Origin of the sequence: Enterobacter cloacae complex sp. 397G4 (assembly GCF_050031515.1) — a bacterium.
GTDB classification, from domain to species: domain Bacteria; phylum Pseudomonadota; class Gammaproteobacteria; order Enterobacterales; family Enterobacteriaceae; genus Enterobacter; species Enterobacter hormaechei_C.
The window spans coordinates 1002416-1019355 of record NZ_JBLGWE010000001.1 but is presented as its reverse complement, the minus strand read 5'-3'; the positions used below and the strand labels follow the sequence as shown (position 1 = coordinate 1019355).

Annotated in this window: 16 protein-coding genes and 1 tRNA gene; 2 read left to right on the top strand and 15 right to left on the bottom strand. The window is 54.3% G+C overall.

Annotation, left to right across the window (positions count from 1 at the left end):
- The 4 genes from ACQG1Y_RS04830 to proB form a co-directional block, all read right to left on the bottom strand.
- Complete coding sequence (locus tag ACQG1Y_RS04830) at window positions 1–1215, bottom strand: tyrosine-type recombinase/integrase (protein WP_426736682.1); 1215 nt, start codon at window positions 1213–1215, stop codon at window positions 1–3.
- A gap of 165 nt (window positions 1216–1380) precedes the next feature.
- A tRNA-Thr gene (locus ACQG1Y_RS04825) sits at window positions 1381–1456 on the bottom strand.
- Between the two features lie 111 nt (window positions 1457–1567).
- Window positions 1568–2821 (bottom strand): glutamate-5-semialdehyde dehydrogenase, encoded by a 1254-nt coding sequence (gene proA, locus ACQG1Y_RS04820; RefSeq protein WP_015571368.1) that lies wholly within the window; start codon window positions 2819–2821, stop codon window positions 1568–1570.
- Between the two features lie 11 nt (window positions 2822–2832).
- A complete protein-coding gene (proB, locus tag ACQG1Y_RS04815) occupies window positions 2833–3936 on the bottom strand; it encodes a glutamate 5-kinase (protein ID WP_015571369.1) in 1104 nt (367 codons plus the stop codon).
- Window positions 3937–4241: 305 nt separating this feature from the next.
- On the opposite strand from proB, the gene phoE reads away from it, so the two are divergent.
- On the top strand, window positions 4242–5294 hold the full coding sequence (gene phoE, locus ACQG1Y_RS04810) for a phosphoporin PhoE (RefSeq protein WP_048973781.1): 1053 nt from the start codon (window positions 4242–4244) through the stop codon (window positions 5292–5294).
- Between the two features lie 132 nt (window positions 5295–5426).
- On the opposite strand, the gene crl is transcribed toward phoE, so the two are convergent.
- The 3 genes from crl to gpt form a co-directional block, all read right to left on the bottom strand.
- Window positions 5427–5828 carry a sigma factor-binding protein Crl gene (gene crl, locus ACQG1Y_RS04805; RefSeq protein WP_006809999.1) on the bottom strand — a complete coding sequence of 134 codons (402 nt, stop codon included), beginning with the start codon at window positions 5826–5828 and terminating at the stop codon, window positions 5427–5429.
- 56 nt (window positions 5829–5884) lie between these two features.
- Window positions 5885–7129, bottom strand: a complete 1245-nt coding sequence (frsA, locus tag ACQG1Y_RS04800; protein WP_032671400.1) for an esterase FrsA — start codon at window positions 7127–7129, stop codon at window positions 5885–5887.
- Window positions 7130–7233: 104 nt separating this feature from the next.
- Window positions 7234–7692: a xanthine phosphoribosyltransferase gene (gene gpt, locus ACQG1Y_RS04795; protein ID WP_003863205.1), complete on the bottom strand. Its 459-nt coding sequence runs from the start codon at window positions 7690–7692 to the stop codon at window positions 7234–7236.
- 258 nt (window positions 7693–7950) lie between these two features.
- Between gpt and pepD the strand changes: the two genes are divergently transcribed.
- Window positions 7951–9408, top strand: a complete 1458-nt coding sequence (pepD, locus tag ACQG1Y_RS04790) for a cytosol nonspecific dipeptidase (RefSeq protein ID WP_368740805.1) — start codon at window positions 7951–7953, stop codon at window positions 9406–9408.
- Between the two features lie 55 nt (window positions 9409–9463).
- Here pepD and dinB read toward each other — a convergent pair whose 3' ends face one another.
- The 8 genes from dinB to ACQG1Y_RS04750 all read right to left on the bottom strand — a co-directional run bounded on the left by dinB (window position 9464) and on the right by ACQG1Y_RS04750 (window position 16669).
- The gene (gene dinB, locus ACQG1Y_RS04785; RefSeq protein WP_045340407.1) at window positions 9464–10522 is read right to left on the bottom strand and encodes a DNA polymerase IV; all 1059 of its coding nucleotides are present in this window, start codon (window positions 10520–10522) and stop codon (window positions 9464–9466) included.
- 107 nt (window positions 10523–10629) lie between these two features.
- Entirely contained in the window at window positions 10630–10830 is a 201-nt protein-coding gene (nqrM, locus tag ACQG1Y_RS04780; RefSeq protein ID WP_003863212.1) for a (Na+)-NQR maturation NqrM, read from the bottom strand.
- Window positions 10831–10832: 2 nt separating this feature from the next.
- Entirely contained in the window at window positions 10833–12056 is a 1224-nt protein-coding gene (nqrF, locus tag ACQG1Y_RS04775) for an NADH:ubiquinone reductase (Na(+)-transporting) subunit F (RefSeq protein WP_368740806.1), read from the bottom strand.
- A 10-nt stretch (window positions 12057–12066) separates the two neighbouring features.
- Complete coding sequence (gene nqrE, locus ACQG1Y_RS04770; RefSeq protein ID WP_003863217.1) at window positions 12067–12663, bottom strand: NADH:ubiquinone reductase (Na(+)-transporting) subunit E; 597 nt, start codon at window positions 12661–12663, stop codon at window positions 12067–12069.
- Between the two features lie 6 nt (window positions 12664–12669).
- The gene (locus tag ACQG1Y_RS04765) at window positions 12670–13308 is read right to left on the bottom strand and encodes an NADH:ubiquinone reductase (Na(+)-transporting) subunit D (RefSeq protein WP_003863219.1); all 639 of its coding nucleotides are present in this window, start codon (window positions 13306–13308) and stop codon (window positions 12670–12672) included.
- Complete coding sequence (locus ACQG1Y_RS04760) at window positions 13301–14095, bottom strand: Na(+)-translocating NADH-quinone reductase subunit C (protein ID WP_023295964.1); 795 nt, start codon at window positions 14093–14095, stop codon at window positions 13301–13303. Before ACQG1Y_RS04760 ends, ACQG1Y_RS04765 begins: the two co-directional genes overlap by 8 nt.
- The gene (locus ACQG1Y_RS04755) at window positions 14088–15323 is read right to left on the bottom strand and encodes an NADH:ubiquinone reductase (Na(+)-transporting) subunit B (protein ID WP_015571375.1); all 1236 of its coding nucleotides are present in this window, start codon (window positions 15321–15323) and stop codon (window positions 14088–14090) included. Before ACQG1Y_RS04755 ends, ACQG1Y_RS04760 begins: the two co-directional genes overlap by 8 nt.
- A gap of 2 nt (window positions 15324–15325) precedes the next feature.
- Entirely contained in the window at window positions 15326–16669 is a 1344-nt protein-coding gene (locus ACQG1Y_RS04750) for a Na(+)-translocating NADH-quinone reductase subunit A (protein WP_368740807.1), read from the bottom strand.
- Window positions 16670–16940: the final 271 nt, after the last annotated feature.

The following is a 16940-nucleotide window of genomic DNA, read 5'->3' as shown; positions in this document are numbered from 1 at the left end:
TTATCGTGTTGCGCCAAATGTGCCATAAACCACGTTCTCTCCATGCTGTAGAGAGTCAATATAGTCGGCATACCACTGGAGCATCTCGCGGCGGCCATCCAGATATTGGGCATGGTTGTACGTTCCCCGAACAGTGTTCTTATCAATATGCGCCAACTGGGTTTCAATCCAGGCAGTGTTGTAGCCTTGTTCGTGGAGAATGGTGCTCATGGTGTGGCGGAAGCCGTGGCCCGTTACTTTCCCGGCATATCCAATCCGCTTAAACACCTGGTTAATGCTGGCCTCACTCATCGTCTTCCTTGGATCGTTACGCCCTGGGAACATTAGCGGGTATCTACCAGTGATTTCACGAATGCACGCAATGATAGATAGCGCCTGCTTGGATAAAGGGACCATGTGAGGACGGCGCATCTTCATGCGTTCAGCGGGGATTTCCCATACTGCGGCCTGTTCATCGACTTCTAGCCAGGAAGCCCCGCGCAACTCTCCCGGCCTGAGGCCGGTGATAATGAGCAACCGCGCAGCCAGTACAACCAACTCACTGCCTGAGTAGCGTGATAACGACTCAAAAAATGCGGGAAGCTCTGGCACATTCAGGAAAGGGTAGTGGTTGGATTCATGCCCCTGCATGGCGCTAGTAAGATCTGGTGCGGGGTTATATTCAGCCCGGCCAGTAACGATGGCATAACGGAAAACCTCTCCGCAACGCTGCCGCACTTTTTTGGCTTTCTCTGTAGCCCCTCTACCCTCCATTCGACGAAGCACATTCAGCAGTTCAAGCGGCTTAATCTCCGCAATCGGCCTTTTGCCAATGTAGGGGAACACGTCTTTTTTAAATGCTTCTATAATGTCGGAGGCATATCCGGGAGACCACTTCTTTAACTTACTTGAATGCCATTCTGTAGCGATGTCATGAAATGTATTCTTTACCTGAGCTTCGCGGCTGGCCTTTTCTTCCCGCTTTGCTTCGTTAGGATCGATACCCCCAGCGATACCCCTTTTTGCCTGATCACGTTTAGCGCGAGCATCTGCCAAAGTAACGTCTGGATACACGCCCAAAGCAAGCAGTTTCTCCTTTCCTGAAATCCGATACTTGAGCCTCCAGTAGCGGGCACCATTTGGATTCACAAGGAGGTAGAGACCACCACCATCAGCGAGCTTATAGGGCTTATCCTTTGGCTTGGCTGTATCGACCTGACGGGCATTAAGTTTCATTTGGGGGTATCTCAAGAAGACCGAACAGAGTATACCCCCGAATGTACCCCCAACACGGTGTAGATTTCAATAGACACTGGTAGAAGTAAAAAGAATATAACAGCGCCTAAGCCCAAGCATTTCCTGCATTTTGTAGAGTTAGGATGAAAGAGAAAGAATTGAGAATGGTGCCGATAATAGGAGTCGAACCTACGACCTTCGCATTACGAATGCGCTGCTCTACCAACTGAGCTATATCGGCCCTGAAAGGCCGGTTACGAGCGTAACCACGGGGCAAAAGAGTAGATCTAACCGGGTGATGCGTCAATGCCCTTTTGAATCAAACGGCTATTTTTGCATCACCCGCGATTATTTACCCACGAATCGTATCATCACCGTAGCCGATCCACTTGTAGGTGGTCAGTGCTTCCAGCCCCATCGGACCGCGGGCGTGCAGCTTCTGAGTGCTCACAGCCACCTCCGCGCCCAGACCAAACTGGCCGCCATCGGTGAAGCGCGTCGAGGCATTCACGTAAACCGCAGACGAATCCACTTCATTCACAAACCGATCGGCATTGCGCAGGGTGCGCGTCAGGATCGCGTCAGAATGCTGGGTTCCGTGTTCACGAATGTGCGCAATAGCGTCATCGAGATCCGCAACTACCTTCACGTTCAGATCCAGCGACAAATACTCATCGTCGTACTGCTCCGCGTTAACCGGAACGACCTTCGCCGGACCGTCTTTCAGCAGGGCGAGAGCGCTCTCGTCCGCATGCAGCGTGACGCCACTTTCCGCCATCTGCTTGCTCAGCGCTGGCAGGAAGGTACTGGCGATGCCCTGATGCACCAGCAGCGTTTCCACCGTATTACAGGTGCTTGGACGCTGTGTTTTAGCGTTGACGATAATCTTCAGCGCAGGTTCTACCTCCGCGGTGTCATCCACTACGATATGGCATACGCCAATACCACCGGTGATCACCGGAATGGTAGATTGCTCACGGCACAGCTTGTGCAAGCCCGCGCCGCCGCGTGGGATCAGCATGTCGATGTATTTGTCCATGCGCAGCATCTCGTTGACCAGCGCACGGTCGGGGCTTTCAATCGCCTGCACGGCACCCGCCGGTAAACCACACTCCTCCAGCGCCTGCTGAATGACGTTTACCGTCGCGGCGTTGGTGCGCCAGGTCTCCTTCCCGCCACGCAGGATCGCGGCATTACCGGTCTTCAGGCACAGGGAGGCGACATCCACCGTCACGTTTGGACGCGCTTCGTAAATCACCCCAATGACGCCAAGCGGCACGCGGCGACGCTCAAGGCGTAATCCGCTGTCGAGCACCCCACCGTCAATCACCTGCCCTACCGGGTCGGGGAGGTTGCACACCTGACGGACGTCGTCGGCGATACCTTTCAGACGCGCCGGGGTCAGCGCCAGACGATCGAGCATCGCTTCGCTTAAGCCGTTGCGACGCGCTTCCAGCAGATCCTGCTCGTTGGCGAGCAAAATTTCCTGCGACTGAGATTCCAGATAATCAGCGATTTTTTCCAGCACGCGGTTTTTCTCGCGGCTGGAAAGGAGCGCCAGTTTATAAGAGGCTGCTTTCGCGGCTGCGCCCATTTGTTCAAGCATGTTCTGGCTCCTTAACGAATAATCATGTCGTCACGATGCACGGCAACCGGGCCATATTCATAGCCCAGGATGGCGTCGATCTGCTGGGAATGGTGACCAGCAATCCGACGCAGCGCGTCGCTGTTATAACGACTTACGCCATGAGCGATGTCGCGACCTTCAAGGTTACGGATTCGGATCACTTCACCACGCGAGAAGTTGCCTGTCACGCTTTTAATTCCTTTTGGAAGTAACGAGCTTCCTCTTTCCAGAATAGCGGCGGTCGCGCCTTCATCCACGGTCAGTTCGCCAGCCGGGGGCGCGCCAAAGATCCAGCGCTTTCGGTTTTCCAGCGGGGATGCCTGAGCGTGGAATCGTGTGCCCACAGAGATGCCTTCCATCACATCACCGATCACGCCCGGACGGCTGCCCGCGGCGATGATGGTGTCGATACCGGCCCGACACGCCACGTCCGCGGCCTGGAGCTTGGTGCCCATGCCGCCTGTCCCCAGACCAGAAACGCTGTCACCCGCAATGGCGCGCAGCGCATCGTCAATGCCGTGAACGTCTTTAATTAGTTCTGCCTGTGGATTAGAACGCGGGTCAGCGGTAAACAGCCCCTGCTGATCGGTCAGAAGCAGTAGCTTATCGGCCCCTGCCAGGATCGCCGCCAGCGCAGAGAGGTTATCGTTGTCGCCCACTTTGATTTCAGCGGTGGCAACAGCGTCGTTTTCGTTAATGACCGGAACGATATGGTTATCCAGCAGTGCACGCAGCGTATCGCGGGCGTTCAGGAAACGTTCTCTGTCTTCCATATCCGCACGCGTCAGCAGCATCTGCCCGACGTGAATGCCGTAGATGGAGAACAGTTGTTCCCAGAGCTGTATGAGTCGGCTTTGTCCCACGGCGGCCAGCAGCTGTTTGGAGGCGATCGTCGCGGGGAGTTCGGGGTAGCCCAGGTGTTCACGCCCGGCGGCAATCGCCCCGGAAGTCACAATCACAATACGATGCCCTGCGGCATGCAACTGAGCGCACTGACGTACAAGCTCAACGATATGGGCACGATTCAGGCGGCGCGATCCGCCTGTTAACACACTGGTACCGAGTTTTACCACCAGCGTCTGGCTGTCACTCATGATTCTCTGCCGTTCAACAATAAGGGAAAATGATGTCAGTCAGACGTTTTAACAGGTGTCAGCTCCGTTGCCAACTGCCTTAGCGCATGACCCGTCACTTTGTTGCGCGGGATCAGGAAGCGTAGCGGCAGATTTTGACAATTTTATTACCGAAAAATTAAAACATACTTTTTTAGACATATTCTTACTTTGTCATAAAACTTTCACCCACGAACGATAAAACCCTTCCTGTTTTTCACGGGGTAATAAGTCGAATCTTATTGCTCAGCGAATATTAGCGCGTTTTTATAAAATCAGGATTGAAAATGAAAAAGAGCACTCTGGCATTAGTGGTAATGGGCGTAGTTGCTTCCGCATCTGTTCAGGCAGCAGAAGTTTATAATAAAAACGGGAATAAACTGGACGTGTACGGCAAAGTAAAAGCAATGCACTACATCAGTGATGATGACGCTAAGGATGGTGACCAGACTTACGTTCGTTTCGGCTTTAAGGGTGAAACGCAGATTAACGATCAGCTGACCGGCTACGGACGTTGGGAAGCTGAGTTCGCAGGTAACAAAGCTGAGAGCGACTCTTCTCAAAAAACACGTCTGGCATTTGCCGGGCTGAAACTGAAAGACTTCGGCTCACTGGATTACGGCCGTAACCTGGGCGCGCTGTATGACGTCGCCGCATACACCGATATGTTCCCGGAGTTCGGCGGTGACGGCCTGGCGCAGACCGATAACTTCATGACGAAACGCGCCTCCGGTCTGGCCACATACCGTAATACCGATTTCTTTGGCCTGGTTGACGGCCTGAACATGACCCTGCAATACCAGGGCAAAAATCAAAACCGCGACGTGAAGAAGCAAAACGGTGACGGCTTCGGTACCTCCCTGAGCTATGACTTCGGCGGCAGCGATTTTTCTGTGATTGGTGCCTATGCCAGCTCCGATCGCACTAACGATCAAAACCTTCAGGCACGCGGCGAAGGTAAAAAAGCAGAAGGCTGGGCAACCGGTTTGAAATATGATGCCAACGATATTTATCTGGCCACTATCTATTCCGAAACCCGCAATATGGCCCCTATTTCCGGTGGCTTTGCAAATAAAGCGCAAAACTTCGAAGTGGTCGCACAATATCAATTTGACTTTGGTCTGCGTCCATCTCTGGGCTACGTGCAGTCTAAAGGCAAAGATATCGAAGGTATCGGCGATGAAGATATCGTGAAATACATCGACGTAGGTGCGACATATTATTTCAACAAAAATATGTCTGCGTTTGTTGATTATAAGATCAACCAGATCGATGACGATAATAAACTGGGCGTAAGCAGCGATGATATCGTTGCGCTGGGCATGACCTACCAGTTCTGATGTTGTGGTAATAAAAAAACCGGCGCTAAGCCGGTTTTTTTGTGCCCGGTGACGCTGTGCTTACCGGGCGTACGGGATAGTACATTTTTCATGCCGGGTAAGGCGTAGCCGCCACCCGGCGCTGTGACATCATCAGGCTCTCAGTTTCACCGCTTCGCTGGAAAAATCGTCCGCAGGCTCCAGCTTCAGATCCAGCGTTGCCAGCAGGTCGCGAGCTTTGCCGTGAAATTCTTTTAGCGTATGCTCCAGACGATCGATCACTTCCTGATCTTTGATGCTCGTCGCCTGCCAGTGCCCGTCTTTATTAAACAGGCCAAACTGATAGCTATAGGTAAAACGGTTTTCCTGTGCTTCCATTTCCATCCACCAGCCCCAGAACTCACGTTTTTCGGGTGCAGGCTTCACGTTGACGCAAACAGCCAGGCAGTCGAAAAAAAAGCGATTCTCTTCACACTGCTCTTCTCGAATATACGGGCCAAGAGCCATGAACTTCTTAATCAGTCTACTTTTCGGGTGTCCACTCGGTAACGTCATTGCGATCTCCTTTTGTGAAGCACTGTTTTACCAAACCAACGAAATTTAGCAAACTATTAACACAATCTCTGCGTGATCCAGCGTGTGATCTCTTTCAGCGCTTTGTCAAAATTCTGGTACACCGGGCTGAAGGGTACCTCCAGCAATTTACCATCAGAAGATGACGACGTGATTAAGCGTGACTCCTCTTCCGGGCTAAACGGATCGTTCTTCCAGAAACCGGACATCATCGGGGTTGGGCAGCGGCGGCCGAGTAAGCCCTGCGTTTTTAATGAATAACGATTAAGTTCAATGCGCAACGCTTCGTCTGAAGCATCATGCATGCCAAGTCGGCTCGCCAGCACGTCCAGATACATCTCAGGAATGCTACCCTGACGCGCAGGATCGCTTAACAGAGCATGCACCACCGGGCCAAGACAGGCGACGGCCTTCAGGCGTGAAGATTCAAGGTAGGCAAGCCGTACCGCGACGTTAGCGCCAAAGCGGAAGCCAAACGCGCCAACCCGGGTGTGGTCAACCCAAGGGATATTCTCCAGCGCTTTTAAAGCATGCTGGTGCAGCAGGCTGGAGTCTTGCGTAAGTTTCCATTTGGATGAAAAACCAATGGAAGGCATATCAAGCGTCAGCATGGCGATTCCGTTTGGGGCAAAGTAGCGCTCATACAGGCTGTAATAGTCAATTTGTAACGAGTCCAGTCCACCGCACATTAGAACCGTCGGGAACGGCCCTTCCCCCTCCGGCATATGCAGAAATCCGGTCACCGGGCTGCCACCGGGAATGGCGAACTCAATTTCACGCATCCGGCCAGGCAACCGCTGCGCGGCCTCTTCATAAGCCCGGTTTGCCAGCGCCTGGGCCTGCTCTGCCAGTTCGTCGCCTTTAAGATGCGGATATGCAGCGATGCTGTACAGATTTGCCGCATGCAGCCAGTGCTTTCCGCTGAAAGTGGCGTCTTCTTCCTGGCTCGCTTTTTGCTGCCAGAGCATGGCCTGCTTTGACCATTCGTAGATCCAGTTTCCACCACGGTAGCCCACCACCGTATCGTAGAGATCGCCGTCGGTACGCTCGGACTCACTCATCACGATACGCGCCTGCACGTCGAGGATTTCACGCGGATCGATGCCGCGCCAGATCCACATCAGGCGGTTAATCATTCGATACCAGTGGGGCACGTTCTTTCCGTCTAACGCTGACTGAACGGCAGGCATTGTCCCCGGATTAAACCGACGCACCAGCGTCGACGTTTCAGGGTGCTTGAAACGGGGTTTGAAGAGAGTTTCGGTAAGATTCGCCTGCGTCATTGCGTTGCCTCCATGGATACGTCATATGAAGACCATTGTAACGCGTGGCAGGCTAAAAAGAACAACGCCCGGCATAACCGGGCGTGTAAAGTTACGTACTGAAATTAACGGCCAGAGATAGGCGGTACGAAGACCACGCCCATATCCCATGGCTGTTCAATCCAGGTATCCTGCGGGATATCAATGACGTAATCATCAACCAGTGGGCGACCCGCTGGTTTCGCAAAGATCGTGACGAAGTGCGCTTTTGGATACATTTCGCGGATAGCCACCGCGGTACCGCCGGTGTCCACCAGATCGTCGATAACGATAAAGCCTTCACCGTCGCCTTCCGCGCGTTTCAGCACTTTCAGTTCGCGCTGGTTGTCGTGATCGTAGCTGGAGATACATACGGTATCGACATGACGAATACCCAGCTCACGTGCCAGCAGCGCCCCCGGTACCAGACCGCCACGGCTGACGGCAATAATGCCTTTCCACTGTTCGGAAGGCATCAGACGCGCAGCCAGTTTGCGTGCGTGAATCTGCAACATGTCCCAGGTGACGACGTATTTTTCGCTCATGTGAAGTGTCCCAGCCTGTTTATATACGGCTTAAAAAAATGAGGGTGAACCAGGTTGCGCGAGATTATAGAGATCTGACGCACTAAAAACCAGTGTTACGCGCCATGAGCCTGAGTTTTTACATGCTTAATGCTACCAGCCACGGGAGAAAGTGGTATTCTCAGTTGCATCTCGCAAGCCTGACTTGTGGTAACGATTAACCTGCTAACCCTGTGACCTGCAACATTGTTTTGCAGCGCAACGACAAGGAGACCTATCGTGTCTGAACTGTCTCAATTATCTCCACAGCCACTGTGGGATATTTTTGCCAAAATCTGCTCCATTCCGCACCCTTCCTATCACGAAGAACAGCTTGCCGAACATATTATGGGTTGGGCGAAGGAAAAAGGTCTGCACGCTGAGCGCGACCAGGTTGGCAATATTCTTATCCGCAAACCTGCCACCGCAGGTATGGAAAACCGTAAGCCAGTGGTATTGCAGGCGCACCTGGATATGGTTCCGCAGAAAAACAACGACACCGTTCACGACTTCACAAAAGACCCGATTCAGCCGTACATCGACGGCGAGTGGGTGAAGGCGCGCGGCACGACCCTGGGCGCAGATAACGGTATTGGTATGGCTTCCGCGCTGGCCGTGCTGGCTGACGACAGCGTTGAACACGGTCCGCTGGAAGTGCTGCTGACCATGACTGAAGAAGCGGGCATGGATGGCGCGTTCGGTCTCCAGGCAAACTGGCTGCAAGCGGACATTCTGATCAACACCGACTCCGAAGAAGAGGGTGAGATCTACATGGGCTGCGCGGGCGGGATCGATTTTATCTCTACCCTGCCGCTGTCCCGCGAAGCGATCCCTGCCGGATTCGAGACCTTTAAGCTGACGCTGAAAGGGCTGAAAGGCGGTCACTCCGGCGGTGATATTCACCTGGGCCTGGGCAACGCCAACAAACTGCTGGCGCGTTTTCTGGCGGGCCATGCCGCTGAACTGGATCTGCGTCTGGTGGACTTCAACGGCGGTACTCTGCGTAACGCGATCCCTCGCGAAGCCTTCGCTACCGTGGCGGTGCCTGCGTCGAAAGCGGACGAGCTGAAAAACCTCTCCAGCGTGTATCTGGAGATCCTGAAAAACGAACTGTCTGCAAAAGAGAAAAACCTGACGGTGGTGCTGGAGTCCGTTACGACGGATAAAGCCGCGCTGACCGCACAGTCTCGTGACACGTTCGTCCAGCTGCTGAACGCAACGCCAAACGGCGTTATTCGCAACTCTGACGTGGCGAAAGGCGTGGTGGAAACCTCCCTGAACGTGGGCGTGGTGACCATGGGTGACGACAGCGCAGAGATCATCTGCCTGATCCGTTCCCTGATCGACAGCGGCAAAGAGTACGTTGTGAGCATGCTGGAATCTCTGGGCACCCTGGCCGGTGCGAAAACGTCTGCAAAAGGCAGCTACCCGGGCTGGCAGCCGGATGCAAGTTCTCCGGTCATGGCACTGGTGCGTGAAACTTATCAGCGACTGTTCAACAGCACCCCGAACATTCAGGTTATTCACGCGGGTCTGGAGTGTGGTCTGTTCAAGAAACCGTATCCGGATATGGACATGGTCTCCATCGGGCCAACCATCACCGGGCCACACTCCCCGGATGAGCAGGTTCACATTAAAAGCGTCGGTCACTACTGGACGCTGCTGACTGAGCTGCTGAAAGCAATTCCTGTTAAGTAATTAGCCGTTTGATGCCCGGTGGCGCTACGCTTGCCGGGCCTACGATTAGCGTAATCTACAGTCCCAACACCAGTTGACGCTCCAGCTGCGGATCCAGCAAGGTGACGTGCAGCCCCACCAGCCTCACCCCTCGTCCGCCCCGCCGTTCTTCCCACGCCTTTTTCGCCGTCGCGATAAGATCCTCTTTGTTGAGGCGTGGCCAGACGTGCTCCTGCGTCGTCTGCTGAAAATCGTTAAATTTCAGTTTGATGCCCTGTCGGGCAATAAGCAGATCCGGTTTGACCTTCAGTAAGCGTCGTTCAAGCTCAGGATAAAGCTGTTCCGTAATAATGGTTTCACACTCGGTCCAGTCATGGATATCTTCGCTCAGCGTGCGTTCAACGCCGACCGATTTACGCAGCCGTTCGTTGTTCACATCCCGGTCATCAATGCCCTGACTGCGTTCCCACAGTACGCGGCCAAACTTGCCAAAACGCTTAAGCAGCAGCGCCAGATCGCTGTGCTGAACGTCTTCGCAGGTGCGTAGCCCCATACTTTCCAGCTTCGCGGCGGAGACTTTGCCCACGCCGGGGATTTTGCTGAGCGGCAGCGTCTTTAAAAACGCCGGAACCTCTTCCGGAGTGATGACGTACTGGCCGTTGGGCTTATTTAAATCGGAGGCGATTTTGGCGAGAAATTTTACCGGCGCGACGCCTGCCGATGCCGTCAGGTTCAGCTCATTAAAAATAGTCTGGCGGATCTCCTGCGCCATGAGGGTGGCGGAGCCGTGGCAGTGCACGCTGTGGGTGACATCCAGATAGGCTTCATCCAGCGATAACGGTTCAATCAGTGAGGTGTAGCGGGAGAAGATCTCCCGAATGTGGCTCGATGCTTCTTTATAGGCATCAAAACGTCCGGGCAAAAGAGTGAGATGCGGGCACAGTTTCAGCGCCATCGCTGTCGGCATGGCGCTGCGTACACCGTATTTGCGAGCAGGATAGTTGGCGGTGCTGATGACACCGCGCTGAACCCGGCTGCCGCCAATGGCGATGGGAATATCCCGCAGCGCCGGGTTGTCACGCATCTCCACTGCGGCAAAAAAGCAGTCCATATCGACATGGATTATTTTGCGCATAGTAAGCCCTCACTTATTACTGGATAAGTATACAGTAAACAAATGAGGGTTGAGAAGTGCGCGCAGGAATTGTCGGGTGGCGGCGTTGCCTTACCCGACCTGGAAGACTAAATAATGCGTTGCTGCTCGCGAGCCATCCGCTTTTTCCGCGCATCGCACGGTTCCGGACAATCGCACACTTTTTCCATTCCGATGGAAGAGATGCCTCCGCAACTGCCCTGAATGCTTTTACGCTTGATGATCCAGCCTAAGGACATGCCGAAGATCACCAGCACAAACACCGCAAAGGTCGCCAGAAAAGTCAGCATAATCAGCCTCCGAAATCATCAAGCATGATGTTCTCATCTTCCACGCCAAGATCTTTTAGCATCTTAATCACGGCGGCGTTCATCATTGGTGGACCACACATATAGAACTCGCAGTCTTCCGGTGCCGGGTGCTGTTTGAGGTAATTTTCATACAGCACGTTGTGGATGAAGCCCGTATAGCCTGTCCAGTTATCTTCCGGCTGCGGATCGGATAGCGCCACATGGAAGGTAAAGTTAGGGTTATCACGCGCCAGTTGTTCAAACTCATCGTCATAGAACATTTCGCGCAGTGAACGCGCCCCGTACCAGAAGCTGATCTTACGCTTGCTGCCAAGTCGTTTGAGCTGGTCAAAAATATGCGAACGCATCGGCGCCATACCCGCACCGCCGCCGATAAAGACCATCTCCGCGTCAGTATCTTTGGCAAAGAATTCGCCGAACGGGCCGGAAATCGTCACTTTGTCGCCAGGCTTGAGGGACCAGATATACGACGACATGACGCCAGGAGGGGCATCAGGCACATTCGGTGGCGGCGTGGCGATACGCACGTTGAGCATAATAATGCCCTTCTCTTCCGGATAGTTAGCCATTGAATAGGCGCGAAGCGCGGGCTCTTTTACCTCGGAAACAAAGCGGAAGAGGTTAAATTTATCCCAGTCTGCCCGGTACTCCTCAGGCACATCGAAGTCAGCATACGCGACGGTGTGTGCCGAACAATCAATCTGGATATACCCACCCGCACGGAACGGGACGCTCTCCCCTTCAGGGACACGCAGCTTGAGCTCTTTGATGAACGTGGCTTTGTTATCGTTAGAGATAACTTCGCACTCCCATTTTTTCACGCCGAAGATCTCCTCCGGCAGCTCAATCTTCATGTTCTGGCGCACAGCGACCTGGCACGCCAGACGGCATCCCTCTTTCGCTTCACGCTTCGTGATATGCGACAGTTCCGTTGGCAGAATATCACCGCCGCCCTCTTTGACCGTCACACGGCACTGGCCACAGGAGCCACCGCCGCCACAGGCAGACGAGACAAAAATCCCGTTGCCGGAGAGCGTGTTAAGCAGCTTATCCCCTGCCGGGGTACGGATCTGATTCTGCGGATCGTCATTGATATCAATGATCACATCCCCGGAATTGACCAGCTTCGCACGCGCCGCCAGGATCAGCCCTGACAGCACCAGTACTATCAGCGTGAACATCACCACGCCAAGAATAATTTCCATCTGTTAGCCCTTATAGCTGCACACCGGAGAAGGACATAAAGCCCAACGCCATCAGGCCGGTGGTGATAAAGGTGATCCCTAAGCCACGAAGCCCCGCAGGTACGTTGGCATATTTCATTTTTTCACGGATCCCCGCCATGGTGACAATCGCCAGCATCCAGCCGATACCGGAACCGAAGCCATACACAACCGATTCACTGAAGTTGTAATCGCGCTGAACCATAAACGAGACGCCACCGAAGATGGCGCAGTTCACGGCGATCAGCGGCAGGAAGATCCCCAGCGCGTTGTACAGCGACGGGAAGTATTTATCGAGGATCATCTCCAGGATCTGAACAAGCGCCGCAATCACTCCGATAAAGGTGATGAAGTTCAGGAAGCTAAGATCAACCCCCTCCACCAGCGCGCCATCGCGCAGCACGAAGTTGAATACCAGGTTGTTAATCGGAACGGAAAGCCCCAGCACAACGGTAACTGCCACGCCTAGGCCAAATGCCGTCGATACCTTTTTAGAAACGGCAAGGAACGTACACATGCCCAGGAAGAAAGCGAGCGCCATGTTTTCAACAAACACCGCGCGCACAAATAAACTCAGGTAATGAGCCATTGTCGGTTACTCCTTTTCCTGCTGTTCAGGCTTCAACGTACGAATCAGCCAGATCAGCAAACCGATAATGAAAAATGCGCTTGGGGCCAGCAGGAACAGGCCGTTCGGCAGATACCAGCCGCCGTTCTGTACCGTATCCAGCACCGGAATGCCAAACAGCTTGCCGCTGCCAATAAGTTCGCGCAGGAAACCAACCGTCAACAGGATCACGCCGTAACCCAGGCCGTTGCCAATACCGTCCATAAAGCTCGCCAGCGGTGGCATTTTCATCGCATAGGCTTCAGCACGCCCCATCACGATGCAGTTGGTGATTATCAGGCCAACAAACACCGAAAGCTGCTTCGAGGTTTCATAGGCGAAGGCGCGCAGGAGCTGATCGACCACGATCACCAGCGAGGCGATAATCGCCATCTGCACGATGATCCTCACGCTGTTGGGTATGTGGTGGCGGATCATTGAGATAAACATGCTGGAAAACGCTGTCACCAGCGTTACCGCCAGCGTCATGACCACCGCCGTTTCCAGCTTGGTGGTCACCGCCAGCGCCGAGCACACCCCCAGCACCTGTAGCGTTATCGGGTTATTGGCTAACAGCGGGCCAATCAGCACCTTTTTAACTTCTTTCAGTTCACCCGTATCAGCCATTATTCAGCGCTCCTTCACGTACATTCTTCAGGAAGGGACCAAAGCCCAGTTCACCCATCCAGAAATCAAAGCTGTGCTGCACACCGTTAGAGGTGAGCGTGGCACCGGAAAGGCCATCAACGGCAAATTCATCGCCGGGACGCGCGCCCCCTTTCACCACCTTCAGCGCAGGCTGGCCGTTGTCGTCGAGCACTTTTTTACCAACAAACTGTGCCCGCCAGTTAGGGTTCTCAACTTCGCCCCCCAGCCCTGGTGTTTCGCCCTGATCGTAATAAGTAATGCCTTTGACCGTACGACCATCGGTATCCAGCGCCACAAAGGCGTACATCATTGACCATAAACCGTTGCCATAGATGGGCAACACGATTTCCTGGATGCGCTTTTGCTCATCACGGACGAGGTAAATCTCCGCGACATTGCTGCGGCGCTTAATGCCTGCCGGATCCTGCGAGGCGTCAAGCGTGGTGCTCATCTGCGGATCTTTTAGCGCCAGCGCCTGGTTGTATTTCGCCGGGTCTTTATCCATTAACTCCCCGGTTTTTAAATCCACCAGCCGTGCGGTAATACGTTCGGCAAACACCGCTGCGACGTCATCCTTCGTCATGCCTTCCTGCATCAGCCCGGCCACGGCCAGGATGTTACGCTGTTTATCCAGCGCTCGTTGCTCCTGCTGTAGCGGTTTTAACCCTACGGCAGAACCGGCCACGACAATGGAACAGACCAGACACAGTACCAGCACCACCAGCAGCGTTTTGCTGATGCTGTCGTTATTTTTGATCTCAGCCACGCGCCTTCCTCCGCTTAATGTTGGCGCGCACGACCAGGTAGTCGAACAGCGGCGCAAACAGATTGGCAAACAGAATGGCCAACATCATCCCTTCCGGATAAGCCGGGTTGACCACGCGAATCAGTACACACATCACCCCAATGAGCGCGCCGTAACACCATTTACCTCTGTCAGTAAACGAAGCCGAGACCGGATCGGTGGCCATGAACATCATGCCAAACGCAAAGCCTCCCAGCACAAGGTGCCAGTACCACGGCATGGAGAACATCGGGTTTGTGTCTGAACCAATGAAGTTGAAAAGCGTGGCGGTGAGTACCATCCCGAGCATGACGCCTGCGACAATGCGCCAGGACGCCACGCGGCCAAAGAGGATGATGGCCCCGCCGATCAAAATCATCAGGGTAGACACTTCACCGATGGAGCCTGGAATATTGCCGATAAACGCATCAAACCAGGTGACAGGCTGTCCGGTTGCATTATTGACCAGCGTTTCGCCGCCGCCAGCCGCCCACTGTGAAAGTGGCGTCGCGCCGGAGAATCCGTCTGCTGCCGTCCACACCAGGTCGCCCGAGATTTGCGCCGGATAAGCAAAGAACAGGAACGCGCGCCCTGCCAGCGCCGGATTGAGGAAGTTGCGTCCGGTCCCGCCGAAGATCTCCTTGGCAATCACCACGCCAAAGCTGATCCCCATCGCCGCCTGCCAGAGCGGCAGCGTTGGCGGAACAATCAGCGCAAACAGAATAGAGGTAACAAAGAAGCCCTCGTTGATCTCATGTTTGCGAATAATAGCGAACAGCACCTCCCAGAAACCGCCCACGATAAAGACAGTCATATAGATAGGGAGGAAGAAGACAGCGCCCAGCGTCATCATGCTGACCCAGCCGGCATCTGCCGCAAAGCTCACCCCCAGCGACTGCGCCAGACGATAGTGCCAGTCAGACTGAATCACCTGCGCCAGCTGCTCTGCATCGTACATATGGTGCAGCGCCGGAATAGTTTGCAACCCAACGTTATACATCCCCCAGAACATGGCCGGGAAGACCGCAAACCAGACCAGAATCATCATTCGCTTGAGGTCGATGGCGTCGCGAACGTGCGCCGCGCCTTTCGTCACCAGACCCGGCGTGTAGAAAATGGTCGTTGTCGCTTCATACAACGGGTAGTACTTTTTGAGCTTCCCTTCGGTAAAGTGCGGCTCAATTTTTTCAAAGAGGTGTTTTAAGCCCATGGTTATCCTTCCTGCTCAATGCGGGTTAACACCTCGCGCAATACGGGTCCATATTCGTATTTACCTGGACACACATAGGTACACAGCGCCAGATCTTCTTCGTCCAGCTCCAGACAGCCCAGCGCCTGGGCACCGTCGGTATCGCCGGCCAGGAGATCGCGCAGCAGCACGGTGGGCAGAATATCCAGCGGCATCACGCGTTCGTAGTTGCCAATCGGAACCATGGCGCGCTCACCGCCGTTGGTGCTGGTGGAGAAGTTAAACAGCTTACGACGCAGGAAGTGGCCGAGCGTGGTGCGGGTTACAGAGTATTTTTCTGCACCAGGCAGTACCCAGCCGAACAGCTCTTTCTCGCGTCCTTCAAGCACCACGCTCACCTGAAGATGGAAACGGCCCAGCCAGGCCATCGGGCCTGTCGCGTGCCTGCCGCTCAGCACCGAACCGGAAATAATGCGGTTTTCACCCTCTTTCGTTTCGCCAGCCAATAGCGCCGTCAGGTCTGCCCCAAGCAGCGTGCGAACCAGACGAGGTTGGGTTGCCTGAGGGCCGCCGATGGCAATAATGCGTTCTGCGCACAGCTCACCCGTGGTGAACAGCTTACCGATAGCGATCACGTCCTGATAATTAAGATGCCAGACCTGTTTCGTCAGGCTTACCGGCTCCAGGAAATGAATATGCGTTCCCACCAGCCCGGCAGGATGCGGGCCGGAAAATTCATTAAAGGCTACCTGCCCTTGCGGATGACCGCCCAGCTTACCGCCGCTGGCCTGGCAGACATGCACTTTGCCCGGCGTCAGGCGCGTTAACACGGTGAGGCCGGCATCGAAAGCTTTGCGTTCCGCCAGGATAAGAGGCTGCGGATCTGCGCTGAGCGGGTTGGTGTCGATGGCCGTGACGAAGATAGCGGCCGGCACAGTGCCAGGCACGGGCGTTTTGCTATAGGGGCGCGTGCGAAGCGCCGTCCACAGTCCCGACTCCAGCAGTTGCGTCTGCACCGCGTCGTGGCTGAGGGTGGCAAGATCGGCGGCGTCAAAACGCGCAAATTCGCGTTTCTCATCGCCTTCAATTTGAATAACAACCGATTGCAGGACGCGACGCTCACCACGATGGATGGCGACAACGGTGCCGCTGGCTGGGGCTGTAAACATAACGCCAGGATTTTTTTTATCCTCGAAGAGCGCCTGGCCTTTTATTACGCGATCGCCTTCCTTTACCAGCATCGCGGGACGCATGCCCACGTAATCATCACCTACAATAGCGACATGATGAATACTGGCGCCGGTGGTGACGTGCTGTTCAGGCACGCCAGAGATTGGCAGATCGAGTCCTTTTCTGATTCTAAACATGTGGTTAGCAGGTATCCATGAACAACAATCCAGAGAGGCCGGAGTGTACCATTTTCGGCCCTGCCAGGGGCAGCAAATCCGCCGTCTGGCGCGCCGAAATGCGAGCTATTGCGCAAAGTTCCTGGAGTCAGGACATTATGAATGGGTTATAAAGTAAAACTAATTTGTAAACGCAAAGGTTGGCTCTTGCGAAAATCTCCATCGGTGCTAATGTGAGCGCTCCTGTCCAGATTAGTCTGATTTCGGGTGTCTTTTGCCGTTCTGGCAAGTT